Source organism: Amycolatopsis sp. cmx-11-32 (genome assembly GCF_047608695.1).
Taxonomy (GTDB): Bacteria; Actinomycetota; Actinomycetes; order Mycobacteriales; family Pseudonocardiaceae; genus Amycolatopsis.
The window spans coordinates 700,854-724,689 of record NZ_JADNQN010000005.1 but is presented as its reverse complement, the minus strand read 5'-3'; the positions used below and the strand labels follow the sequence as shown (position 1 = coordinate 724,689).

The following is a 23,836-nucleotide window of genomic DNA, read 5'->3' as shown; positions in this document are numbered from 1 at the left end:
GCCATCGGCGTCCCACGCGGCGGCGTTAAGCAGCCGTTGCATCCCGTCCGGGGCCAGATCACCAGCAGCCTCAGCCAGCGTCCACCCGTTCTTGCCAGCCAACGGAGCAAGTAAGCCACGCACGTAGGCACGAGCACGGCGCCGAGGCTCGACTCGCAAGAACCGGCCCGCCACCTGGGCAAACAACTCTTCCAGCCCATCCACCCAAGCATTGAGATCTTCATCAGTCACCACAAGATCGACAACTTACACGACAAAGATCACAAAGTGCGGCTGGAGTACTAATCCAGTCTCCACGAAACCCGGGGCTTAACAGCTTTATCTACCCCGCTGGGTGTATAGGCACGGGCGCTGGGCGACGTAGCTGGGAGCGACGCCGCCCAACCGGGTACCCACCCAGCTCAAGGGGATCTTGAGCGTGTGGGGTTCCAGAAGTCGGTTCATGCATCAGACCTGCGGCGACAGGCGCGTTCGGCGGGTAGGGCATGATCGCCGGCCATGTCGTTGCGTTTGCTCTATCTGATCTTCTTTCGGCTGGCGGGTTCGGTGGTGTTGCTCGGCCGCTCGTCGGCGTCCAAGAATGTCGAGTTGCTGGTACTGCGCCATGAGGTCGCCGTACTGCGCAGAGGCAACCCGAAACCTCGCCTCGATTGGGCTGACCGGGCTGTGTTCGCCGCGTTGGTCCGCCTGCTGCCCAAGGCGCTGCGGCTGCATCGGTTGGTCACCCCGGGCACGGTCCTGCGCTGGCATCGGCGCCTGATAGCTGCGAAGTGGACCTATCCTCACCGGGTCGGTCGTCCACCGGTCGACGACGCGATCGCTGGGTTGATCGAACGGATGGCCAGGGAGAACCACAGCTGGGGCTACAAGAGGATCCAGGGTGAGCTGCTCAAGCTTGGACACCGGGTCGGCGCGTCGACGATCCGGCGGATCCTGAAGCGGGCACGCGTACCTACCGTGCCGGTCCGGGACACCGACACGACCTGGCGGCAGTTCCTGCGCACGCAGGCCTCGACGATGCTGGCGTGCGACTTCTTCCATATCGACTGTGCGCTCACCCTCAGAAGAATTTACGTGTTCTTCGTGCTGGAGGTCGGCAGCCGCTACGTGCACATTCTGGGCACGACAACGAATCCGGACGGCGAGTGGACTACGCAGCAGATCCGCAACCTCGTGATGGATCTCGATGATCGCATCGACGAGTTCAGGTTTCTCATCCGTGATCGGGCTGGCCAGTTCGCGTCCTCGTTCGACGCCGTCCTGGCCGACGTCGGCATGGAGGCGGTAAGGATTCCTCCGCGTTGCCCGCGGGCGAACTGCTACGCGGAACGGTTTGTGCTCACGGCCAGAACCGAGCTCACCGACCGTATGTTGATTCTGAGCGAGCGGCATCTGCGCGCCGTGCTCGCCGAGTACCTCCGGCACTACAACGGTCGACGGCCGCACCGTTCCCGCGAGCTTCGCCCACCACAGCCGACCCACCCCGTGGCAGACCTCAACTCTCAGCGGATCAGGCGACAGCAGCTTCTCGGAGGCCTGATCAACGAGTACGAACGGGCGGCATAAACCCTACTGGTCAGAGCCGTCGGCAGACTTGTGGAACCCCGCAGGGTCCAGGCCACCGAGGGCGCCAAATTCTGGGCGGGGGTCTGTGCCGAGCTGCGTAACCGCGGAGTCCGGGACGTGCTCATCGTGTGCTGCGACGGCCTCACCGGGTTCCCCGAGGCCATCGAGGCGACCTGGAATCTTGCGATCGTGCAGACCTGCACTGTCCACCTGATCCGGGCGGCGATGCGGGTCGTGTCCTACCAGGACCGCAAGAAGATCGCCGCCGCGCTCGAGCCGATCTACACCGCTCCTACCGCCGAAGCCGCCCGCCTGGAACTGGATGCGTTCGCCGCCTCCGATCTGGGGAAACGTTATCCGGCGGCGGTCATGACCTGGGAAAACGCCTGGGAAAGGTTCGTTCCTTTCCTGGAATTCGGCCCCGAGGTCCGCAAGATCATTGATACGACGAACGCGATCGAATCGCTGAACTACCAACTCCGCAAGATCATCAAGAATCGGGGGCATTTCCCCAACGACGACGCGATCATCAAGCTGCTCTGGCTGGCCATCCGCGACATCGAAGACAAGCGAGCACGTCAACGCGACAAGGAGAAAGGCCTGCCAGCAGGCCAGCGCAAAGCACCCCCGAAGCTTGTCGAAGGCGCCACCGTCCAGGGCTGGAAACCAGCACTCGGCTCCCTGGCCATGGCCTTCCCCGAACGCATCGCCCACTACGTCAAATAGAACCCATTTTTACGATCACTTACACAGAAAACTTGACAGGCTCGGGCGAGCTGGGTTTGGTCGCGAACTCGATCTCCGCACCGATTCCGGCCTCCGCACGACGTTCCCGATCATCAGTCCAGGACACCGGGAGGTAGAGCTCGCGGTCAATCAAGGCCCGGCCTTTGGCCGAGACATAGGTCAAGAACACCCCGAGCTGGCAGTTCTCGATCCGCCCGGCGGTGCCGGAATACTGCCGCTGCACACCGGCGGATTTGGTGCCCTTCTTCAGAAAACCTGTCTCATCGGCCACCACGATCCCGCCCGGGTCACCGAGATTGCCCAGCACATAAGAGCGGACGTCGTCGCGTGCCGCGTCGGCGTCCCAGCGATAGAAGTTCAGCAACCGCCGCATACCGTCCGGAGTCAGGTCACCGGCCTGCTCGGCCAGCGTCCACGAGTTCTTCCGCTCCGCCCGCGACAACAGCCCCAGCACATACATCCGGGCCCGACGACGCGAGTCCGCTTGCGCGAAACGCCCCGCCACCAGCGCGAACGCGTCATCGAACCCGGCCTGCCACCGAGCGAGACGATCATCCACCACAGCCCACGACGCGGCCACCGCGTCCTCTCCGACATCCACCACACCTTAAAGTCGATCACGCGGTGGCCGTCTCCATACCCACGACACGCCGCCACATCACACACTGCGGCTGCCGTACTAGTGACAGTTATCGCTCACACTCGACCGCGTTTTTGCGGAACTGCTCCGGATACTTCGACAAACGAGACACGGGGACATCCTTCCCCAGACCAGTGTCTGGGAATAGGGTGCCCGGTCCGAAGGGGGAACCTCAAAGGAGACGGTGTCCCGGATCACCGATCAGGTTATCGGTGCGATGAGCGATTGGCAGTCGTGGCCGTTGGATTCGGTGTATGCGGCGGTGTTCATGGACGCGGTGCAGGTGAAAATGCGGGATGGTCAGGTTGCGAACCGGCCGATCTACGCGGCGATCGGTGTCACGCTGGAGGGTCGCCGGGATGTGCTCGGGCTGTGGGCCGGTCAGGGTGGCGAGGGCGCGAAGTTTTGGATGCACGTGTTGGTGGGCATGAAGAACCGTGGTCTGGGCGATGTGTTCTTCGTGGTTTGTGATGGGCTGAAAGGGTTGCCCGAGGTGGTCGGGAATGTGTGGCCGGCGGCGATCGTGCAGACGTGCGTGGTGCATGTGCTGCGGAATACGTTCCGGCTCGCGTCGAAGCGGGACTGGGATGCGTTGAGGAGGGATGTGAAACCGATCTATACGGCACCGAACGCGGCCGCGGCAGGGGTCGTGTTGGATGAACTGGAGGAGAAGTGAAGTGGTAAGTATGATGCGGTTGTAGGAGGCTGCGTTACTGGCGCGGGCGTCTGGCTCCGGCCGGTGTGCCGCCGCCCTGCCGTCATGTCGTGGTTTCGCGCGATGTTTATTCCAGGAGCCTGCGTTCAGGCGAGTTGCCGTAGGACGTTGTTGAGGTCATAGCCGAACCACAGTTCTCGCATCCTGCCGCCGCTCCAGTCGATGAAGGTGAGCCCGTAGGTGGCGAACCGTCGACCGGCGGGCCGGATGCCGAACAGCTCGTTCCGCGTGTGGGTGCCGACGCTGTGCCAGCGTAAGGCGGTGCGGTTGCCTTCCTGGATGACGTCGTGGATGTCCATGGTCTGGTCGGGGAACGAGGTCAGCATCATCTGCAGGAAGAGCTTGAATTCCGCGGGTCCGTGCACGTCCTTGGCAATCGGGTCGTGGCCGACGAACGTTTCGTGTACGACCTCGTCCACCACGTCGATGTTGAATTTCGTCCACACCTCCTCGACGAAGTGCACGTGCAATTTCTTGGGATCCGTCATCATGTCCTCTTCGTCGTGTCGTTGATGGGTGGAATCGACTGGAGGAGTGGTTGAGCCCGCAGCTAATCAGCGTCGCTGTGGAGTGCGCAATAAGCATTCTGCTCTGCGGAACGAAAGCAGTTCGTATTCCATCGGACGGAACGCGCCTTGACCGGAGTGGCGTGTCTGCCCAACCTGGATACAGGCTTTGTGGCGGCGTGTCCGACTCCAACCGAAAGTTCGGTGAAATGACGAAGACAGCATTTCTGTTCCCGGGTCAGGGTTCGTGCGTTCCCGGCATCCTCCGTGATCTCGCCGGCGAAGAAACCGTCACGGATGTCCTCCGGCACATCGACGCGGCGGCGTCCCGATTCGGCTACAGCAGCGTCCGGTCTTTCCTCATCGGTGACGACCTTCGGAGCAGGGAGACGGCGCTGGATTCACCCGGAACGGTCTCGGTGGCCATCTTCGCGACGTCGGTGGCGCTGAATGAGTTCCTCTGCGCCAGCGGACAGCCATCCGATGTCCTGGTCGGCCACAGTGTGGGGGAGTTGGCTGCCCTGGTCGCCGGTGGCTGGCTATCCCTCGAGGAGGGAGTGCGCCTCCTGTGTGAACGGGAGGCCCTGCTGGACGCGCACGCTCCCGCCGGTGGCTTGCTCGCGGTCGAACTCGGTGTCCGCCGAGCCGAGGGACTGGTGGCGGCGACGGGTGATCCGTCCGTGGCCTTGGCTTCCGACAACGGCCCGAGGCAGACGGTTCTCTCCGGAACCGCGGACGGGCTCGCCGTGGCGGCGAAAGTAGCCGGCGCGCTGGATGTGCGGTCGGTCCGGCTGCAGACGCCGTACCCGTTCCACGGGCCGCTGCTGGCGGAGGTGAGCAGGGCGTTCGGTCTGGTCGTGGACACGGTCGAAGCGCAGCGCGGGCGGCGCCCCGTATTTTCCCCCATTCTGGGGCGCCAGGTGGATACCGTCGCGGATGCCATGGCCGTGCTGCGTGGTCACCTCGTCCACCCCGTGCGCTTCCGCACCGCCGTGTCCGAGCTGCTGGCCGACGGCGTGGAGCGGTTCGTCGAGTGCGGGGCGAAGTCCACCCTGGTGGACCTGACGCGCCACAACACGCCCGGTTCGGTCAGCTCTGTCGCTCCGCTGGCGCGCAGGGCCGACGCTGCCGGGGTCCTCTCGACGCTCACCCCGGCCTCCGCTGCCGCTGAGGCACCTCGCACACAGGCGCCGATCGAGACCTCACACGCCCCGTCCCAGGTGCCAGCGCCGCGAGCCGCCGAGCCGATGGCCGCGCAACCCCAGTCCAACGGCGCCGCGGGCCCGGTCGCGGCGGTGCCCGCTGTCGACGCGCCGGGGACCAACGGCGGTCGGCTGCCGGAAACCGAGGTCCTCGTCGCGGAGTTGCGTGGAATTTTCGCTGAGACACTCGGCTATCCGCCCGACGTCCTGACTGACGACGTCGACCTCGAAGCGGACCTCGGGATCTCCTCGATCAAGCAGATCGAGCTGTTCACCACGGTCCTCGACCGGTACGACCTGCCCACCCCGGCCGCGGACATCCGCCCCGGCCTGTTCCCCACGCTGACGCACATCGCCGCGTTCCTCCGCGAATTGGACGACGCTGCCGCGAAAGTCGCCTGACCGCCGAAGACAGGGAGCAACGAGGCCAACGATGGAAAGAGAATTCGACAACAGAATCATCCTGATCACCGGCGGCGGCCGCAACGTGGGCAGGGCGACCGCCCTGGAGTTCGCCAGGCGCGGCGGCCACGTGATCGTCAACTACTTTCACTCGCAGGAGGCCGCAGAGCAGACCGTGGAGATGATCCGCGCGGCAGGAGGCTCGGGTGAGGCCATCCGGGCGTCGGTGGCCAAGCGCGACGCTCTGCGCGGCATGTTCGCTGCCGTCCGCGAACGCCACGGCGGGATCGATGTACTGGTCAACAACGCGGCCCAGGGCGTGCTGCGGGCAATGGACGAACTGACCGACCTGGAGTGGGAAAAAACCTACCGCACCAACGTGCACGGGGTGCGCTGGTGTACCGAGTACGCCGTCCCGCTGCTCGAGGCTCGCGACGGCAAGGCCGTCGTCAACCTGTCATCGATCGGGTCCACGCACGCGGTCGGGTCGTACGCGGCCGTCGGTTCTTCCAAGGCGGCTGTCGAAGCGCTGACCCGGTACTTCGCGGCCGAGTTGGGCCCTGCGGGCATCCGGGTGAACACCGCGTCCGGTTCGCTGCTGCGCAATCCGGTCGCCGACGCCTTCCCCGCCGCCCGGCAGGTGCAGGAATTGTGCGACGCGGCGACCCCCTTGGGTAGGCCGTCTGAGCAGGACCTGGCCGACGCGGTGGTTTTTCTGGCCTCGACCAGAGCGGCGTCGATCACCGGGCAGGCACTGGTGGTCGACGGCGGGATCGGCCTGGGCAGCCGGATGATGGCCACGCCGAATGGCCGCGCACCCGCGTGGACCGAGCGCACACCGGGTGTGTCCGTCGGGCTCCGACCGGCCGACGAATCCGGCCACGACGACGGTGTCGAGTCAGACAGCGCTGAATCCGAGGGCTCTGGCCCCCGGCTCGACAACCTGCCCGGGACCGACTCGCCAGACGCCGCGCCTGCGAGCCGTACCACTGCCGTACCGGCTCCATGGAGCGACGAAGCGGGTGACCCGGACCAGATCATCGCTGTCGTGGGGATGGGGCTCGTCGTCCCGGGCGCCAACAGCCCGGATGAGTTCTGGGATCTGTTGCGCCGCGGCGAGCACCAGTTCTTCGAACCCGACTTCCTTGTCCAGGAGGACATCTACTCACCCGATCCGAAAGCAGAGGACCGCGGGTACTGCAAGGTCTTCGGAGGCATCCGGAACTTCGTCCCGCACCCCCGGATCGCGGCCGAGCAGTCCATCGAGGGCGAAACCGGCCACGACGGCGCCGCGCTGTGGCTACGGCACAGCCTCCTGCAAGCGCTGGACACCACGCGCCGGCGCCCCGAACACCGGCAGGCCTGCTACGTCGGGGCGTGGCCAGGGGGCTTTCGAGCGCTGGAGGAGACGGTCCTGAAGTCGACCGTGGCCGGTTCGGCGGCGCGCCCCGGCGAAGACGACGACGAAGCCGCGGCCGCGTACCGCCGTCGGCTGGCGCGTCTGCTCGGCCAACACTTCCCCGCCGCGAGTGACAGTCTCGCGGCCACGATGCCCGAGGCCGTCATCCGGCGCGCCATCTCCGGGATCCTGCCCGACGACGTGGCGCGAGTGGTCGTGGACACCGCGTGCGCCTCATCGGTCAATGCGGTGGACCTCGCGGTAAAGGACTTGCTGACCGGGGAGTGCGACATCGCCTACTGCGGTGGAGTGAACTCCGGCGCCCGACGGGACATGGTGCTCTTCGCCAAGCTGCACGGGCTCTCGCACAACGGGCAGGTGCGGGCCTACGACCGCGGCGCCGATGGTGTCTTGTTCAGCGAGTGCGCGGGCGTGGTGGCGTTGAAACGACTGAGCCAGGCCCAGGAAGACGGTGACCACGTCCTCGGGCTGCTCGCCGGGTTCGGCGGTTCCTCGGACGGCCGGGGCAAGTCCATCGCCGCGCCGAACCCGGAGGGGCAGCGATTAGCCCTCACCCGCGCACGTGCGGTCAACGGCACGCGCGCGGGTGAGGTGGACTGGATCGTCGGGCACGGCACTGGCACTCCCGCCGGGGACTCAGCTGAGTTGCAGACCATCGCCGAACTCTCTCCACCCGGTGGCGTGGTGTGCACCTCGAACAAGGCGGTCGTCGGGCACGGCGGGTGGACGGCGGGCGTGGTTTCGCTCATCCACGCACTCTTGGCCATGCGACATGGCGAGATCCCCGCGCAGCCCTACTTCACCGAACTCCCCGCCGGTATCGACGGGAGCCGGGTGCGTGTTCCCCGCGAATCCGTGCCATGGCCCTCTGGTGCGAAACCCCGCATGGCCGCCATTTCCGGGTTCGGTTTCGGGGGCACCAACGCACACCTGCTCGTGCGTGACACCACGCCCGATCCCGGCCGGCCGACCCGGTCCGCACCCACACCGCAGGACGACGACATCGTGCTTGTCGGATGGAGCAGCCACCTCCCGGATGACTTCACCCGCGCGGACGTCGAGCGGTGGCTCGGCGACCACGGTCCCGGACCACTGCGCTCTTTCGGGCAGACCTACCCGCCGCCACCGCTGAGCCTGCTGCCCATGCCCCCGGTCACCGCCCAGACGGTCGATCGATGCCAACTCATGGGCATCAGCGCAGTACACGGGTTCATCGAAGAGAACGGCGAGCTGTGGGCGGATCTCCGCGACCGCACGGGCGTGATCGCGGCGCATAGCGGCCCTTCGCGGGCGCTGGTCGACTACACCCTGCGCGTGACGTCGGCCTGGGTGCGGCGAATACTGCAGCCCGGCGAGGATGACGACCGGCTCGAGGCCACCCGTCAGGCCTTCACCGACGCGATGGCGCAATTGCGGTTGCGGGTTCCCGCCGCCAACCACGACTCGATGCCGGGACTGCTGCCGAACATCGTCGCGTCGCGGGTCGCGAATCGGTTCGACCTGCACGGTCCGTGCATGACCGTCAGCGCGGGGCGCTCGTCGACCAACGCGGCCCTGCACGTCGCTGCGCAGCATCTGCGGTTCGACGAACTCGACGTGGCGCTCGTGCTGAGCACCAACGGCAACAGCACGAAAACGGGAGCCGAGGTCGCCGGGCGTCCCCAGGACGAGGTCGCCGAAGGCGCCTTCCTCCTCATGCTCAGCCGCGCCTCGACCGCCCAGGAGAAGGGGTGGCCCGTGCTGGCCCGAGTGTCGACCACCCACCGCCACGAGGACACCGCGATCCCCGTCGCCGAGTGGGGCACCGCCTCCGACGAGCCCACGTACCTCGGCGCGGACGGTGCCGTCGCGCTGCTGCGGGCACTGCTCACGGAGATGCCGGCGGTACGCCTGACCGGGACCGGCGCTCCCACAGTGTCTGTGCGTCGCACAAGCACAGCGGAGGACAACGGCGTGGTGACGCGGCCGACCGGCGCACCGATCGAACACCTCGCCGCGATCGACCAAGCGGACACCGCCGCGCGCTACGTCGTGAAGATCCACCGGGAGGATGAGCCGTCCGTGCGGAAGGCGCTTCCCGCCATCCCTCCGGGTGGCGTGATCCTGACGGATTCCGACGACCTCGCCGCCGAACTGATCGACCGGGTCCGCCGAGCCGGGGCCGTGCTGCTGACCACGGAAGGAGCGCGTGCGCCCGAGGGCGCACAGGTCGTGGACGAGATCGACAGCGTCGACTCCGTGGCAGCCCTGCTGGACGGCCTCGCGGACGCGGAACCACACCTCCGGGTCGTCTCCCGCGCGACCTCGCGCGCGGCCCCCGCACCCTCGCCTGCCCTGCTGCGCCTGCACGACCTGACTTTCCTGCTGTTGAAGAAATTCGGGCCGAGACTGGAGCACGGCTCCGTCGGCATGGTGTTGCTCGACGACCTGGTCAATTTCGACATCCACCCGAACCTGACGCTGTTCACCGGTCTCGCTCGGGCCTTGACCCTGGAGCTGACCGGCACACCGGTGCTCGCGGTGGTGTCGGACAACGGTCCAGGCGGCGCGCTGGAGGAGTGGGAACACGAGACCACGACCAGCGGCAGGCGCAGCGTCGTCCGCCACCGGTCCGGCCGCAGGCACGTCGAGTGTCTCTACCCGGCCCCGTTGCCTCAGCCGGGCGGCGCGGACGCCCTGCTGGGTGCCGATGACACCGTCGTCCTCGCCACCGGCGGCGCCCGCGGTATCACGGCCGAGGCCATGGCGATGCTCGCCGAGCGGACCCGGGCGAAACTGTGGCTGGTGGGCAGCAGCTCGCTGGACGACGTGCCGGACGACATCGCCACCGCGGCGGACTCCGAGGAAGTGCTGCTGCGGTCCAAGTACCTCACGACCTGGCGGATGAGCGAACCGGACAGCGCGTTCCCGGACTTGGTGCGCCGCTTCGACGGACTCTGGCACAAACGCGAAGCACTGGCCAACCTGCGCCGGATGCAACGGCTCGCCGTCGATGACCGGGTGCGGTACGCCGCCTGCGACATCCGAGACGAACACGCGGTCGCCGCGCTCGTCGACCGGATTCGCGGCGAGGACGGCCACGTCGACCTGGTCGTGCACGCAGCGGGGCGGAACCGCGCAGGGACGCTGGCGACGAAGACACTGGAGCAGTTCCGGGAGGTCCGCGACACAAAGGTGCTGGGTTACACCGTCCTGAAGCGCAGCCTCGCCGACCTGCGACCCGCCCGGTGGTGCAGTTTCGGTTCCCTGGTCGCCGTAATGGGTGGGGACGGCGAGGTGGACTACACCGCGGCGAACGAGTTCCTGATGTCCTCGGCCCGCTACGCACGCGCAGCGGGCGAGGATGAGATGGCCATCGGCTGGAGCCTGTGGCGCGACGTGGGTATCGGCGCCGAACCGTCACTGCGCAAGGCCATCTCGCGCCGAGGGGTGCTGAGCGCGATGCCCACAGCGGAGGGAGTGCGGCACTTCGCCGCCGAACTGGCCACGACCAGCAACCCGGAAGCGGTCTCGGTCTACGCCGGGGAGAAAGAGCACGCGGTGCTCACCTCCATGATGGCCATCGGATCGGCGACCGCTGTCCGAGAACTGCTCTCGCCCGTCCAGCACGACCCGGTCGAACGCCGTGAGGACTACGCACGCTGGGAGTGGCGACCCGACGCCCGCCGCGACCGCTATCTCCTGGACCACGTGTACCGGGGATACCCGGTCATCCCAGGAGCCGAATTCTGCTCGATGGCGGTCCAGGCCGCGCAACGCCTGCACCGCGGTCCCGGCCTCCCGGCCGAAACCGAGGACGCCGAGTTCTCCGAGTTCATGTTCGCCGACGTCCGCCACACGCCGCAGCTGTTCTCGCTCCACGCTGAGCGCAAGGACCCACAGCGTGTGCGCGTCTGGTGCACCTCGGACGTGACTGATCCACAGGGCAAGGTGCTGCGCCGGGACCGGTGGCACGTCGGTATCACCATCGTCTTCGCCACCGCCCCCGAGCGGGCGTCGTCGTGGCCACGACTCGACCTGCCCTCTGCCGCGCGACCGATCCAGAACCCGTATTCCACGGCCGGCTCCCTGATCCAGGTAACCGGAAGCTTCGACACCTTATTCGACATTCAGCTCCACCCTGATGGCAACAAGGGCCGCTGGGTGTCCCGGGTGAAGTCGGACGAGTTCTTCGCAGTCCTCCCCGAAGCCGTGACGCTCATCGACGCGATGGGACAGCTCAGCCTGCTCAGGGTGACCGAGGACGGCCGGATCCCGATCGCCGTGCCCAATCGCATGAAGTCCCATCGATGGCACGTCCACGGCAGCGACACCGAGCTCATGCGCCGATTCCCCACCGGGCTGGAGCTGTCCTACTTCGCCGAGCAGGACACGTGTGTGGCCACGTCACCGGACGGTGTGGTCGTCGCGGAGTTGCGCGGTATCGAAGGTCGTGTGGTGACCACCTTGCCTCCTTCCTGCTTGTCCGGCAACGACCTGGGCGGGAAGAACACTCAGGCCGCACTTCGACCCGAGGAGGCTCGTGCGCATGGCGCTCTCCAAACCGTTTGAGCTGGAGAAGCTCGTCACCCTGCAGGACACGAACGCAGTGGGGAACGTGTACTTCGCCTCCTACATCCTGTGGCAGGGAGAATGCCGGGAACGCTGCCTGGCCGAGCACGTCCCGAGCCTGCAACAGGACTTGAGTACCGGGCTCGCGCTCATGACCGCATCCTGTTCCTGCGAGTACATGGACGACCTGCGGCCGCTGGACCGGGTGGTGGTCCGCATGTTCTTCGGCCCCATGAGGTTCCACACCTCGGAGCTGGTCTTCGAGTACCACCGCAGAATCGAGGGAGGGGAAAAGCTCGTCGCCAAGGGACGCCAGACCGTCGCCCTGGTGCGGTACCGGGACGAGTCGGGCGGTGGCGTGGAACCCGCGCCGTGGCCGCGCTCGCTCCTGCCCTTCGCCGCGAAGTTCGGCATCGACATCCGCCGGGCCACCGTCGCCCTCGGCTGAACCGCACACTCACACCAGTTCGACCGAGCAACATCAACACGAGGAGATAGACACATGGTTACGAGCAGGACATCCCGACGCCGGAATGGTCTCACCGGGTACATCGGCAACATCGTCGACGACACCAAGGATTTCCTCGATGATCTGTTGGACCGTGGCCGCGACGCCGAGCGCGAAGTGCGCGACACCGCACAGAAGTTCGTGCGCGACGACGAGGACATCCCTGCGCTGAAAGAGGAACTGGACCGGCTCAGCAAGCGGCTCGAACGACTGGACCGCAACGAGGTGACCGCGCGAAGCGGGAGTAAGGAAGCCAAATGAACGCCCTCGCCCGGTGCGCCCGCCGGCTGCTACTGCGCGACGTCGACGGCGGACTGCGTGATCCGCACACCCGGTGCGAGGTCACCATCGAGGAACTGATCGACGGGCTTCGCGCAGGAAAAACGTTCCGGGTGCGCCGGGACAGCACCGGGGCGGACTGCACGGGCGAAGTCCTCGGCGAAGTACTCCGAACAACACTGTTCGGCAACCGTGATCGCCGAGGGCATGGCCTGTGGGAATCGCTGTCAGGACCGATCACCAACCCATCTCGTTGTCGGGAATGATCGCAAAGGTGAGCCATGGGAGTCGTCGCGACCGCGTACGCGGCCACGATGACTCCCAAGGTCAGCGGAGCCTTCACCCGCTGTCTCACCTCGGGCGGTCGAAGCTGTTGGTGCCACCGTGTCTGGGCGCGGGCACGAGATCCCCACCAGCGATGTTGCGGGTGCGGATGCTGCGGCATACCACCGGGTCCACCAGTCGCTCGCCGAATGCCTTTGACGCCGCTTCGGTGCGCGAGGTGACGTCGAGCTTTACCAACAGGCTGTGTACGTAGTTCTTGACCGTCTTGTCGGAAATATCCAGGTTCACCGCAATCTTACGGTTCGGCAGGCCCGCGGCGAGCATCGTCAGCACTCGGCGTTCCTGATTGGTCAGATGGATGCCGGTGGCAGGCGGGCGGCGGCGCTCCGGGACCGAGTGCTGGCTTTCCCTCTCGGTCCCGGCCAGCATTTCCAAGACGCCTAACAGTTCCGACACCGCCGCTATCGCCTGCTCCGCGCACCGAACGGCGTGCTCGATCAAGGGATCTGCTGGAACATCCGTCCTCAACACGCCTTCGGAATCGGCGTCCGTGGTGTTGGTGTTCTCGTCGGAGCGGCACCGATCCGCGACTAGTTTCTGGGTCACCCATCCATCACAGGGGAGGATGCGGATGCGGTACACCGCCGTTGGGGTGCCACGATCGCCTTCCCCGCATGACTACCGCCACACGAATCCGCGTAGGGCAAGGGTTCCGGGGATTTTGATCCGGGTTTTTGAGCAGAGGCGGCTAAAGCCGCTTTCTCGCCACCGTGAACGTCGTGTGCGTGATGCGTTCGAGAGTTACCACTCGGAAACCGGATGTGAGGCACCACGATGAGCCAGAGACGCGTCCGCGTGGTCGCCAAGGCTCTGGCGGGTTTGCTGGCGGGCGAGGTAGGTCGGTTCACCGCTGCGGAGAGCGGCCCGTCCAGGGAGCACATGCGGGCGCGGGCGGTGCGCGAAATGTTCGAGAGCCTAGGGCCCTTCTACATCAAGGTCGGGCAGATCCTGTCCACCCGGCCGGATTTCGTATCCCCAGCCACCATCGAGGAGCTGTGCGCCCTGCACGACAGCGTGCCCGTCGCGCCGTTCCGCACCTTCGAACCCGTATTGGAAGCGGAACTGGGGCGCCGGTGGCACCGCGAATTCCGCGACATCGACGTCAATCGCCCACTAGGGTCCGCGTCGCTTGCCCAAGTCTACGCCGTGATCCTGTCCGATGGCCGCAGTGCGGCTTTGAAGGTGCAACGCCCTGGAATTTCCTCGGTCGTGCGTGCCGACATGGCGGTGCTGCGCCGGGCAGGGCAACTGTTGTCTCTACTCAAACCCGGGTTCGCCGAGGTCGTCGACATCGACGGCATGCTCGACGTGATCTTCGACGCGATGGTGGGCGAGCTGGACTTCACCATCGAGGCTGCGAACATGGAGCTGGGCACCCGGATGGCGGAGGGGTTCGAGCTACTCACCGTACCGGGCGTCGTCCTGGCCACTCCACGGGTGCTCGTGCAGGAGATGGCCCCAGGATGCTCGATCCGCCACGTCCGGCGCGTGGGGTTGTCCACGGCACAGCGACAGGCGATTGCACAGGACCTGTTAGCCTATATGTACCACGGGTATTTCGTCGGCCGCGTGTTCCACGCTGATCCCCACCCTGGCAACATCTTCGTGCACCGGGACGGCCGAGCCACCCTGATCGACTGGGGCATGATCGGCCGGATGGACCGTTCGATGAGCCTGAAATTGGCTCTGGTTCTCGCGAACATCGCACAGAACGACGGAGACGGTGCCGCGGGCGCCTGGGTTGAACTGGGCAAGGCCACCGCCTGGGCCGACATCGAGGGTTTCGCCGCCGACATGGTGAGCTTGGTGCCCAAGGTCGCGACCGCGTCGCTGGAGGAGCTGAACTTCGGAATCGCCTTGACCACAGTGCTGGGCCACTCCACCAAGCGGGGCATCAAGACTCACCCTTTGGTGCCCCTCTTGGGTAAGTCTTTCGCTAACATGGAGGGCTCGATCCGGCATTTGGCCCCGGAATTGTCCGCCGCGGAGGTCCTGCGCACGGAGCTGATCGACATCCTGATGGATCTGGCCTGCGAGATGTTGTCCGACGGCTATGCGGCCAGGGGAGCACTGGAACTCATGCTGACTGCGGATCAGGGGTTCAACCAGGCTCGGGGAGTGCTTCGGGATCTAGCCAACCGCGAGACGCGGTTCACCGCGGATTCCCCGACCCGGGCGCAGTTTAGCGGTCGCCTTCCCGAGTACGCGTTGGCGGCGTTGGCCGGAGCGGCGGCGCTCAGCTGGCGCAACCGCGGACGCAAGGACGCGTGATCCCTCCAGCTGAGGATGCCTAGAGGACGCCTCATTCCTTGTCAAGGACTGCATCCAACTTCCCGGCACCGCCGTACCATGGTCGTCCACGTTGGGAACGGGCACACTTCGATCATCGAAACTGTGGTCGGTACTCGACGGGAGCGGGGATGGGTAATGATGCTTTGCCTGCGGCGGAGAAAGTGCTCATCCTGTTGGAGACGCTCGCTTCGGAAAGTGGAGCGAGGGGGGTAGCGGAGTTGTCGAGGAAATGTGGACTGCCGAAGTCGACAACACACCGATTGCTGCAAGTGCTCCGGAAATACTGGCTGGCGGACCACTGCGACGGGAAGTATCAGCCTGCCTCTCGATTGCTCGACCTGGCCGAACTCGCCTGCGTGCTCCAGCCGGCGAGACTGCGTGTTCTCGTGCATCCTTGGCTGCAGGAACTCTACGCCCTCACCCGAAGCGTCGTGCAATTGAACGTCCTGCGCGGCGACTTCGTCGTCACCGCCGACAGCCTGTGCGGGCACGAGTCGGTCGCCCTGGCCCTCCGTCTCGTCGAGAGGTCACACGCCGCGAACACGGTGAGTGGGAGAACCCTACTGGCCTATTCCGCCCGGTTCTCGCCGCCATCGATGTCCAATCGGCGCGGCCGGCAGAGGACTTCAAAGCTCTCCCTCGAAATCGAAGGTATCCGCCGACGGGGTTTCGGTGTCGGCAGAGAGACAGGCAACGAGAGCATTCACACCGTCGCCGCACCTGTCCTGGACGAAAACCTCCAGGCCGTCGCCGTGATATCGGTGAGCAGCCCGCACGGCGAAGTCGTGTCCCATGTCGCGACCACTGTGCGGGTGGCTGCCCACGCCGCGTCGGCACATCTGGCCTCAACGGTCTCGGATTGTTAATGCTCCTGCGCTAGCGTGCGAATGCACGGTCATCCGCATGATCGTGCACTCTGCGTCAGCCGGCCATGCCCAAGCAGCGTGAGATGCACCCGGTCGCCGCTCGTCTCAAGTAGGTGTTGGGTTTAGGATGAGTCAATGAAATAATACGTTGCGACGACAAGCGTTTTACTTCGCGCCGGTCGGTATGAATTTCGCCATCAGATCTCATATGGCTTATTCAACAGGGGGACGGCACATGATTTTGCGCTTTCCCGACGACAGTGAAGGCGACGTCGATTCCGGGGAGTTGCTGCGCATGGCACGCGCCTGTCGCGGCGCGATTCGAGATCTCCTCGAGCACTCCGAGCAAGTCGTGGCCGCGTTGGAGCGTGTGCAAGTGATCGAAAAGAATTCGGATGTTCGCGCCGCGAGGCAGCGGTCGTTGACCGATCGGGAATGTCGCGTCGCCGAGCTGCTGATTCAAGGAAAAACTAATCGACAGATCGCCCGCGAGCTGACTATATCCGAGCGTACTGTGAAAAACCACCTGCACTCTGTCTTCGTGAAACTTGAAGTCAAAGACCGTACCCAAGCGGTCATCACACTAATGCGGCGAAATCTATGAATTTATTCGCCGCAGGCGCCGGCGTGCTCGAATCGCCACCAGAAAAGAGGGTGAGCAGTAGGCGCGGTTCGGGCCGAATCAGAAGCCTGGAGCGGTCCGTCGGGCAAGAGGTGAACGCGGAACCACGGTGATGGGGCCGTGCGGACCGGGTGCCGTAGCGGTCCGCGCCGCGTTGTTCGATGTGGATGGCGGGTACCTGGGTGGTCGGTGTATCAGGTTCTACGGACCGTGGAAGGCGAAGCGATGGCGTCGTTCTGGCCGACGTGATACACAACCGGGCCCCGCACCAGGCTGCCGCTGCTGAACGCCAGGCGATAGATCGGCGCGATGGTGTCCACGCGGGAGATCGGCTCCGGCGTCGACCGCCGCCCCGCCATGGAAGGAGCGGCCGGTGGCACCGACGTCGGCCAGGTTGACTCTGCCTAGAGCGGGCTGCCAGGCCGGCTGTTCTCGATGGTCAAGTAGTCCAAGTCCTCAAGCATGAGGCCTGCGGTGCCAGCTTTGCCCTCTGCCGCGGCGACGATGAAGCCATGCGAGGCGAGGTGCTTCACTAGCGGGGCGTGCCGGGCGAGGGTTGCCGGCGCGGCGTTCGCGATCGTCCCTGTGGCGCCACTCGCCGCCAGCAGAGCCAAGGTTGCGAAGGCCGTGCCTGTGGTGCCGCTCCCACGTCAGCGTTTCGCAGAAAAGACATGTAGCTCATGAGTTCTCCTCGGTCGAAGAAGGACGTCCCGGACAGACAGAAGAAAGATACGAGCCGTCGCTTGATCCGACAGTAAGGAGGTCTTCGAAAAGGCACAATGTCTGCGACTACATAGAGCGCGCGTTGTTCCGTCTCCGAGAGCTGGATCTGCGCAAGGTCGCGGCGCTCCAGGCCGATTGGCACGCCCTCACGTCCGGCGAGTGAACGCGACGGGTTCACGACCCGTGCGGTTTCCGGGCGGTGAAGTACCTGGGGTTCGGGCTGCGCCTGGTCGCCAGCCGGGGTGAAGTCGACGACGTCCTCCCGTGCGATCTCCAGTCCGGTGTCCTCGATCCGTTGCCGCAGAACGGAAACCGGGTAGCTGAAAGTCTGCACCCAGTGCCCCGTCCACTCCTCCAGTCGGCCGGAATCGTCCTGCGGAATTGTTGCCAGGACGAAGTGGCCGCCGGGTGCGAGCCAGTGCGCGAACCGGGCGATCATCGCGTCCTGATCGACACGCGGCAGCTGCAACATCGAGAAGAACGCCAGGACCGCGTCCCAGATGCCTTCATCGAACGTCAGGTCGCGCATGTCCTTCTTTGTGAAGCGGGCGGCGGGTACACGGGCCCGGGGGAGTTCGATCATCTTCTCCGACACGTCGTAGCCGGTCACGTCGTGTCCGGCGTTGGCACAGGTCAGCGCGACCAGAGCGCCGGTGCCAGAACCGGCGTCGAGAATCTTGGCCCGCGGCGGCAGTAACGGCAGCAGGTGCCGCAATGTGGACTCGAGCGCGGGCTGCCGACCCAACGCCTTACCGTAGTCTTGGCCCGGGGCGTCGTACAGCTGCGCCGCACCGATTGTCTTGGCCGCGATAGGCGCCGCCCAGGTCGCCATTCGGCACCGAGCCGGGCGCGCCGTCGATGTGTTGTGCCGCAGAGAGACGAGCGGGGAGCCCGACCGGTGTCGGGCTCGCCGCTCGTCGTGTGCGGGTGTGGTCAGGCGCCGGGGACGGCCTGGGCTTTGGCGTTGCGTTCGTAGATCGACCAGAACTGTGAGGAGCAGTAGGTGCAGTTCGGGCCGAAGTAGAGGCCTCGGGCTTGTTCGTCGCGCATGAGGTGGAGACGGAACCAAGCGGTGACGGGGCCGTGCAGGTTCGGAATGCCGTAGTGGTCCGCGCCGCGTTGTTCGGCGTAGATGGCAGGCACCTGGGTGGCCTGGTTGTAGGTCCTGCGGACCGTCGAGGGCGAAACGATGGTGTCGTTCTGCCCGGCGAAGAACACCGCCGGGCCGCGCACGCGGCTGCCGCTGCTGAACGCCAGGGGATAGATCGGCGCGATGGTGTCCACCCGGGGGTCGGCTCCGGCGTCGACCGCCGCGCCGCCGCCGAAGGAGTGGCCGGTGGCGCCGACGTTGGTCAGGTCGACTTTGCCCTGCAAGGGGCTGCCGGCGCGGTTGTTCTCCGCGGTCACGTAGTCCAGGCCCTGAAGCATGGCGGTTCCGGTGCCCGTGTTGCCTTCGGCGGCGGCGATGACGAAGCCGTGGGAGGCGAGGTGGTTGAGCAGCGGGAGATACCGGTCCAGCTTGGATTTGGCGCCGTTGTTCCACAGCACGACCGGGTGCGTGGTGCAGCCGAGGGTGCCGGGGTTGACCGGTCGGACGACGGTGGTGCCACGTCCGTTGGAGGCCGAGGTCACCGCGAACGGGCCCGCGGTGCCCCACTGGCCGTTGACCGACGAGCAGGGCGAGGCAGGCGGGGTGGTGGTGGTCGTCGTGGGGCTGCTCGTGCTGGTCGAGGTGCCGGTGGTGGTCGGGGTGGGAGTGGTGGTGGGTGTCTGCTTTTCGTGTTCGATGATGATGTTCTTGATCTGGGTGAACACGCCGGTGTCGCTGGGGAAGCTGCCGTGGGTGATGCAGGTCGGTGTCTGGAGGTTGGTGGCGCCGGCGAGTTCGGCGGAGGTGCTGGGGTTGACGTTGGTGTCACAGGTGGAGCGCTGGGTGGTGTAGCGGACACCGGGGGAACCCGGCACCTCGGTGCCGGAGTTCAGGTCGGCCAGCCAGGGCGAGCCGATGGCGAACTGCTTGCAGGAGGGGTACAGGTTCTGGCACCAGGGCGCGGCGGTGGTGGTGCCGTGGTGCGGCCCGGCCATCGAGAAGTACAGCGACACCTTGTCCTGCGCGCCGGTGACCTTCTTCAGGTAGGAGCGGGCGGCGAGGGTAGATGCCGACCAGGTGACCAGGACGACCTTGCGGGCGCCGGTTTTGGCCAGCACGCTGTCGACCTTCTGGCTCATTTCTTGTCCGGCCTTGGTGAGGTCACCGGTCATGCTGGTGCTGTCGGTCCAGGTCTCGACCCGGTCCGACCGCCACCCTGCGGAGACGAATTTGGTCTTCATCGGTTCCATGTACTGGGTGGTGCCGGTCATGCCAGGGATGATGATCACCGGGTCGTGCTCGACGGCCGCCGAGGCGGTGTCGGCGAGGCCGGCGCTGGCCTGGGACGAGAACCCGACCAGGGACACCGCGGCCGCCACCGAGGTCAGCACCGCGAGCAGTGCCGGACCGCGCCGGCGGATAACGGCGCGTGCGTTCTTCGTGGACATCGGACAGCCTCCAGGGACCGGGGGTGAGGTGGGGAATCGACAGGTGATCCGGGTCACGCTGTTGCGCTGATGCTACGAAGGTGCAAACGGCGACACCATGGCTCGATACACACTTTTGAGCCGTCCCCGCATGTCAAAAACCACACCCTTGATTCTGATCCGTCAAGGAGCCGCTCTTTGTCGGCTGAGTCGTCGCGCGACGTCGGCGTCCAAGTCTGTTCGCGACCGCTGTTCAGGGCTCCGTCGCGGTGATCCGGCGTACAGCCTCGGACTGCAAGATGTGTGGCCGCAGACATTGTTCACACTTGTACCCTTCGTTACTTTCGGGTAGTCGGGCGGTGGATCGTTCGCTTTGTGGCCCGTTTTGAATTCCGTCTTTCCCTTTCGTATTTCGTTTTTCTGGAGGGTGATTGATGTTTAAATTCCGAGCCGGAATACCCGGTTCCGCGCGTGGCCGCACAGCGGTGATCGCCTCGGTGTCGGCAGTTGCGTTGGCGGGTGGTGCACTGTCACCGTCCGCGGCAACGGGCCAGGCGGTGCAGCCGCAGGCGGGTGTTGTCCACGCGGAGCAGGCAGACGGTGTGCGCGGGCAAGTGACACTGTTGTCGGGAGACAAGGTCACCGTGGTCGAGAAGCGGGACGGTCGGCTCTCTCCGCTGGTGCGGCCTGCCAAGGGCCGGGAGCGCATGTCGTTCCAGATTCAGCAGACTCCCACGGGGCTGTTCGTGCTGCCGCGGGACGCGATGGCGGAGGTCGGTTCGGGCAAGCTGGACCGCCGCCTGTTCGATGTGAAAGCGCTGTTGGACTACGGCTATGACGACGCCCGTCGTAGTGATCTACCGTTGATCGTGAAGGGCGACAACGCTCGCTCGGGTGCGCTGGAGCGCTCCGGCACGAGGGTCGGGCACCGGTTCGGCAGCATCAACGCGGTGGCGGCGCGCCAGGACAAGTCCTCCGCGAGCGCGTTGTGGAACGCGCGCGGGAGTGTGGACAAGATCTGGTTGGACGGCATGCGCAAGCCCTCGCTGGATGTGAGCGTGCCGCAGATCGGCGCGCCGAAGGCGTGGGAGGCCGGGCACACCGGCAAGGGTGTGAAGGTCGCCGTGCTGGACACCGGCGTCGACGCCACGCACCTCGACCTGGCGGGCAAGGTGGTCGACGCGAACGACTTCACCGGCGAGAACAATCCCGACGACACGCACGGGCATGGCACGCACGTGGCGTCGACGATCGCGGGCACCGGGGCGAAGTCGGGCGGCAAGTTCAAGGGTGTGGCTCCGGAGGCGTCGCTGCTCAACGGCAAGGTGTGCGGCTACTGGGGCTGCCCGGAGTCGGCGATCATGGCCGGGATGCAGTGGGCGGCGGAGTCCGGCGCGCGGGTCGTCAACATGAGCCTCGGTGGTCTGGACGTGCCCGAGGTCGATCCGATGGAGGAGGCGGTCAACCAGCTCACCGCACGCCATGGCACGTTGTTCGTGGTCGCCGCGGGCAATTCGGGCGGTGACGAGACGGTCGGCTCGCCCGCGAGCGCGGATGCCGCCCTGGCCGTCGGCGCGGTGGACAAGAACGACCAGTTGGCGTGGTTTTCCAGCCGTGGCCCCAGGCTGGGTGACTCGGCGGTGAAGCCGGAGATCACCGCGCCCGGGGTGGACATCGTCGCGGCCAAGGCCCGCAACGGCGCGATGAACGGTCCCGGCCCGGATGGTTACCAGGCGATGTCGGGCACGTCGATGGCCACGCCGCACGTGGCTGGGGCGGCGGCGATCCTGGCCGGGCAGCGCCCGGACCTGTCGGCGGCGCAGTACAAGAGTCTGCTGATGGGCTCGGCCAAGCCGAACCCGGCACTCGGCGTGCACGCCCAGGGCGCGGGACGCGTCGACGTCGCACGTGCTGTCGGGCAGTCGGTGTCGGCCGATCCGCCCGCGGTGTCGCTGGGCCGTGCGATCTGGCCGCACCAGGACGACCCGAAGATCACCAAGAAGGTCACCTACCGCAACGCCGGTTCCCAGCCGGTGACCTTCCAGCTCGCGCTGACCGCCACCGGACCGGACGGCAAACCCGCCCCGGCCGCGATGTTCGGCCTCAGCACGAATCAGCTGACCGTGCCCGCGGGCGGGGAAGCAAGCGCGGATCTCACCGCCGACACCGCGGTCAACACCGCTGACGGCTACTACGGCGGCCAGGTCACCGCGACCGCGGGCGATCAGGTGGTGGTCACCCCGTTCGGGGTGGACAGGGAGGCCGAAAGCTACGACATGTCGTTCACGGCCGTCGGCCGCGACGGCAAGCCCGCCTACGTGTCCGGGTTCGCGATGAACATCAAGACCGGAAGGTCCTTCTACTTCTACAACCCCGACGGCAAAACCACCAGGCGGTCGCCCAAGGGCGACTACTACGTCCAGGCCGATGTCTGGGACGGCGGCTCGCTCAGCCGATTCGTCCAGCCGTTGCTGTCGGTGACGAAGAACGAATCGATGGCGTTGGACGCTCGGCAGGCCAAGCCGATCTCGGTGAAGTTCGACAAACAGGGACTGACACCGGCAATCGTCGCGGTTTCCACCGAGTGGGCGGCGGGCCCAAATCGCTTCCAGGACTCTTTGGCCGCCCCGAGTTTCGACGACATCCTGATCGCGCCCCTGGGCCCGGAGGCACCCGCCGCGGCGTTCACCGCGGGTATCACCGGTATGTACCTTGGCGGTGATGACTCCTACCACGTGGGCTGGGTCCAGACCGGCCGCATGTTCCACGGCCTGGACCGCACCGTCGCCGATCGTGAGCTCGCCGCCGTGCGCAACGAGTACCACCTCACCAAAGCCGGCAGCTTCGGTGTGAAGCTGATGACGCCGAAGGTGGGGACAGCCCAGGGGGCAGGATTGGGGGACTTGGTCTCCCAGCCCAGCACGCGCACCGAGTACGTCTACACCAGCGGCGGGCTGAGCTGGTTCGGTGACTTCCTCCAGATCTCCGATGGCCGGCTCACCACGACTACCACCGGTGCCGAGACCAGGTACGAACCGGGCAGGAACTATCGCGAGAGCTGGAACACCGCGGTCTTCGGCCCGTCCCTGCCCGACTCCAGGACCGGGGTGATCCGCGACAAGGGCCAGATCGCCTACCGCACACCGGTGTTCAGCGACGCCCCGAACCGCACCGGCGAGATCGTGCAATGGGACTCGGCGCGGAGCTCGTTGTTCCGCAACGGCGTCAAGGTGGGCGACGACACCAAGGTCGCAGGCCAAGGCCAATGGGAGGTACCCGAGGCAGAGGCGACCTACCGGGTGGAATCGGAAATGCGGCAGAGCGCCACGGACTTCTCCACCCATATCCAACTGGCGCAGATCTTCCGCTCCCGCCACACCGACACCGCGACCGCCCTGCCGGTCTCGGTGATCCGGTTCAGCCCGGCTGTGGACCTGGACAACCACGCCAAGGCGGGTGGATGGTTCCGGCTGCCGATCCAGGTGCAGACCCAGAAGAGCAACTCGCAGACCTGGGTCTCCCGCCTGGAGCTGTCGGTCTCCTACGACGACGGCAAAACCTGGCAAACGACCACCGCCATTCCCGCCGGGGCCTCGCAGTGGGCTACCTATCTCCGGCATCCCGCCGGGCCGGGTTTCGTGTCACTCAAAGCCAAAGCGACCGACAATCGCGGCGGCACCACCGAACAAACCATCACCAGGGCCTACGGCCTGAAGTAGACCGACCGACTGAAGCGGTGGCCTCCGTCGCGCGAGGGAGGCCACCGCTTCCGACATCGAGCCGCGCGGACATCCCCGCCCTCCGCGTCGATTAGCTGCCGCAACCTTGTCGCCAGCGCACCCACAGAACGTGGAACCGGGCCTGGTTGAACCGGCCGAGACCAGGGAACGAGTCGAGCTCTCGGTTTGCGCGGTACCCCGCGGGGCCGACAGCGT

Annotated in this window: 14 protein-coding genes and 5 pseudogenes; 13 read left to right on the top strand and 6 right to left on the bottom strand. The window is 66.1% G+C overall.

The genetic code is table 11. From position 1 onward, the window contains the following. Window positions 1-234, bottom strand: a pseudogene (locus tag ACM6LR_RS19655) (IS701 family transposase); the annotation flags it as partial. Between the two features lie 264 nt (window positions 235-498). Here ACM6LR_RS19655 and ACM6LR_RS19650 point away from each other — a divergent pair. Together ACM6LR_RS19650 and ACM6LR_RS19645 are read left to right on the top strand one after the other, a co-directional pair. Further along, entirely contained in the window at window positions 499-1,566 is a 1,068-nt protein-coding gene (locus ACM6LR_RS19650; protein ID WP_414944252.1) for an integrase core domain-containing protein, read from the top strand. 45 nt (window positions 1,567-1,611) lie between these two features. Continuing rightward, window positions 1,612-2,292: pseudogene (locus tag ACM6LR_RS19645) on the top strand (IS256 family transposase); the annotation flags it as partial. Window positions 2,293-2,344: 52 nt separating this feature from the next. On the opposite strand, the pseudogene ACM6LR_RS19640 reads toward ACM6LR_RS19645, so the two are convergent. After that, window positions 2,345-2,872 (bottom strand): annotated as a pseudogene (locus tag ACM6LR_RS19640) (IS701 family transposase); the annotation flags it as partial. Window positions 2,873-3,125: 253 nt separating this feature from the next. On the opposite strand from ACM6LR_RS19640, the pseudogene ACM6LR_RS19635 reads away from it, so the two are divergent. Further along, a pseudogene (locus ACM6LR_RS19635) lies at window positions 3,126-3,626 on the top strand (IS256 family transposase); the annotation flags it as partial. Window positions 3,627-3,754: 128 nt separating this feature from the next. Here the strand turns inward: ACM6LR_RS19635 and ACM6LR_RS19630 are convergent. After that, entirely contained in the window at window positions 3,755-4,156 is a 402-nt protein-coding gene (locus ACM6LR_RS19630) for an ester cyclase (RefSeq protein WP_414944251.1), read from the bottom strand. Between the two features lie 227 nt (window positions 4,157-4,383). On the opposite strand from ACM6LR_RS19630, the gene ACM6LR_RS19625 reads away from it, so the two are divergent. The 5 genes from ACM6LR_RS19625 to ACM6LR_RS19605 are packed head-to-tail and all read left to right on the top strand — an operon-like array spanning window position 4,384 to window position 12,802. Further along, window positions 4,384-5,778, top strand: a complete 1,395-nt coding sequence (locus tag ACM6LR_RS19625; protein WP_414944250.1) for an acyltransferase domain-containing protein — start codon at window positions 4,384-4,386, stop codon at window positions 5,776-5,778. 31 nt (window positions 5,779-5,809) lie between these two features. Continuing rightward, window positions 5,810-11,749 carry an SDR family oxidoreductase gene (locus tag ACM6LR_RS19620; protein WP_414944249.1) on the top strand — a complete coding sequence of 1,980 codons (5,940 nt, stop codon included), beginning with the start codon at window positions 5,810-5,812 and terminating at the stop codon, window positions 11,747-11,749. Beyond that, window positions 11,727-12,197: an acyl-CoA thioesterase gene (locus tag ACM6LR_RS19615; protein WP_414937142.1), complete on the top strand. Its 471-nt coding sequence runs from the start codon at window positions 11,727-11,729 to the stop codon at window positions 12,195-12,197. Before ACM6LR_RS19620 ends, ACM6LR_RS19615 begins: the two co-directional genes overlap by 23 nt. A gap of 54 nt (window positions 12,198-12,251) precedes the next feature. Then, window positions 12,252-12,518 carry a hypothetical protein gene (locus ACM6LR_RS19610; RefSeq protein ID WP_414937143.1) on the top strand — a complete coding sequence of 89 codons (267 nt, stop codon included), beginning with the start codon at window positions 12,252-12,254 and terminating at the stop codon, window positions 12,516-12,518. Beyond that, on the top strand, window positions 12,515-12,802 hold the full coding sequence (locus ACM6LR_RS19605) for a hypothetical protein (RefSeq protein WP_414944248.1): 288 nt from the start codon (window positions 12,515-12,517) through the stop codon (window positions 12,800-12,802). The genes ACM6LR_RS19610 and ACM6LR_RS19605 overlap by 4 nt, the downstream gene beginning before the upstream one ends. Window positions 12,803-12,887: 85 nt before the next feature. Here ACM6LR_RS19605 and ACM6LR_RS19600 read toward each other — a convergent pair whose 3' ends face one another. Then, window positions 12,888-13,427 carry a helix-turn-helix transcriptional regulator gene (locus ACM6LR_RS19600; RefSeq protein WP_414937145.1) on the bottom strand — a complete coding sequence of 180 codons (540 nt, stop codon included), beginning with the start codon at window positions 13,425-13,427 and terminating at the stop codon, window positions 12,888-12,890. A 228-nt stretch (window positions 13,428-13,655) separates the two neighbouring features. On the opposite strand from ACM6LR_RS19600, the gene ACM6LR_RS19595 reads away from it, so the two are divergent. The 4 genes and pseudogenes from ACM6LR_RS19595 (at window position 13,656) to ACM6LR_RS19580 (ending at window position 16,643) form a co-directional block, all read left to right on the top strand. Further along, entirely contained in the window at window positions 13,656-15,152 is a 1,497-nt protein-coding gene (locus ACM6LR_RS19595) for an ABC1 kinase family protein (RefSeq protein WP_414944247.1), read from the top strand. A 149-nt stretch (window positions 15,153-15,301) separates the two neighbouring features. Beyond that, window positions 15,302-15,436 (top strand): annotated as a pseudogene (locus ACM6LR_RS19590) (helix-turn-helix domain-containing protein); the annotation flags it as partial. A 66-nt stretch (window positions 15,437-15,502) separates the two neighbouring features. Continuing rightward, window positions 15,503-16,039 (top strand): IclR family transcriptional regulator C-terminal domain-containing protein, encoded by a 537-nt coding sequence (locus ACM6LR_RS19585; RefSeq protein ID WP_414944265.1) that lies wholly within the window; start codon window positions 15,503-15,505, stop codon window positions 16,037-16,039. A gap of 235 nt (window positions 16,040-16,274) precedes the next feature. Beyond that, a complete protein-coding gene (locus ACM6LR_RS19580; protein ID WP_414944246.1) occupies window positions 16,275-16,643 on the top strand; it encodes a helix-turn-helix domain-containing protein in 369 nt (122 codons plus the stop codon). A gap of 550 nt (window positions 16,644-17,193) precedes the next feature. Here ACM6LR_RS19580 and ACM6LR_RS19575 read toward each other — a convergent pair. Then, the gene (locus ACM6LR_RS19575) at window positions 17,194-18,216 is read right to left on the bottom strand and encodes a class I SAM-dependent methyltransferase (protein WP_414937149.1); all 1,023 of its coding nucleotides are present in this window, start codon (window positions 18,214-18,216) and stop codon (window positions 17,194-17,196) included. A gap of 101 nt (window positions 18,217-18,317) precedes the next feature. Then, window positions 18,318-19,922, bottom strand: coding sequence for a hypothetical protein (locus ACM6LR_RS19570; protein ID WP_414944245.1), 1,605 nt, complete (start codon window positions 19,920-19,922; stop codon window positions 18,318-18,320). A 593-nt stretch (window positions 19,923-20,515) separates the two neighbouring features. Between ACM6LR_RS19570 and ACM6LR_RS19565 the strand changes: the two genes are divergently transcribed. Beyond that, window positions 20,516-23,620, top strand: coding sequence for a S8 family serine peptidase (locus ACM6LR_RS19565; RefSeq protein ID WP_414944244.1), 3,105 nt, complete (start codon window positions 20,516-20,518; stop codon window positions 23,618-23,620). The last annotated feature ends 216 nt before the right edge of the window (window positions 23,621-23,836 follow it).

Coding starts and splice junctions, on each gene's coding strand:
- ACM6LR_RS19650 (WP_414944252.1), top strand. CDS start 499: ATGTCGTTGCGTTTGCTCTATCTGATCTTCTTTCGGCTGGCGGGTTCG.
- ACM6LR_RS19630 (WP_414944251.1), bottom strand. CDS start 4,156: ATGACGGATCCCAAGAAATTGCACGTGCACTTCGTCGAGGAGGTGTGG.
- ACM6LR_RS19625 (WP_414944250.1), top strand. CDS start 4,384: ATGACGAAGACAGCATTTCTGTTCCCGGGTCAGGGTTCGTGCGTTCCC.
- ACM6LR_RS19620 (WP_414944249.1), top strand. CDS start 5,810: ATGGAAAGAGAATTCGACAACAGAATCATCCTGATCACCGGCGGCGGC.
- ACM6LR_RS19615 (WP_414937142.1), top strand. CDS start 11,727: ATGGCGCTCTCCAAACCGTTTGAGCTGGAGAAGCTCGTCACCCTGCAG.
- ACM6LR_RS19610 (WP_414937143.1), top strand. CDS start 12,252: ATGGTTACGAGCAGGACATCCCGACGCCGGAATGGTCTCACCGGGTAC.
- ACM6LR_RS19605 (WP_414944248.1), top strand. CDS start 12,515: ATGAACGCCCTCGCCCGGTGCGCCCGCCGGCTGCTACTGCGCGACGTC.
- ACM6LR_RS19595 (WP_414944247.1), top strand. CDS start 13,656: ATGAGCCAGAGACGCGTCCGCGTGGTCGCCAAGGCTCTGGCGGGTTTG.
- ACM6LR_RS19580 (WP_414944246.1), top strand. CDS start 16,275: ATGATTTTGCGCTTTCCCGACGACAGTGAAGGCGACGTCGATTCCGGG.
- ACM6LR_RS19575 (WP_414937149.1), bottom strand. CDS start 18,216: ATGGCGACCTGGGCGGCGCCTATCGCGGCCAAGACAATCGGTGCGGCG.
- ACM6LR_RS19570 (WP_414944245.1), bottom strand. CDS start 19,922: ATGTCCACGAAGAACGCACGCGCCGTTATCCGCCGGCGCGGTCCGGCA.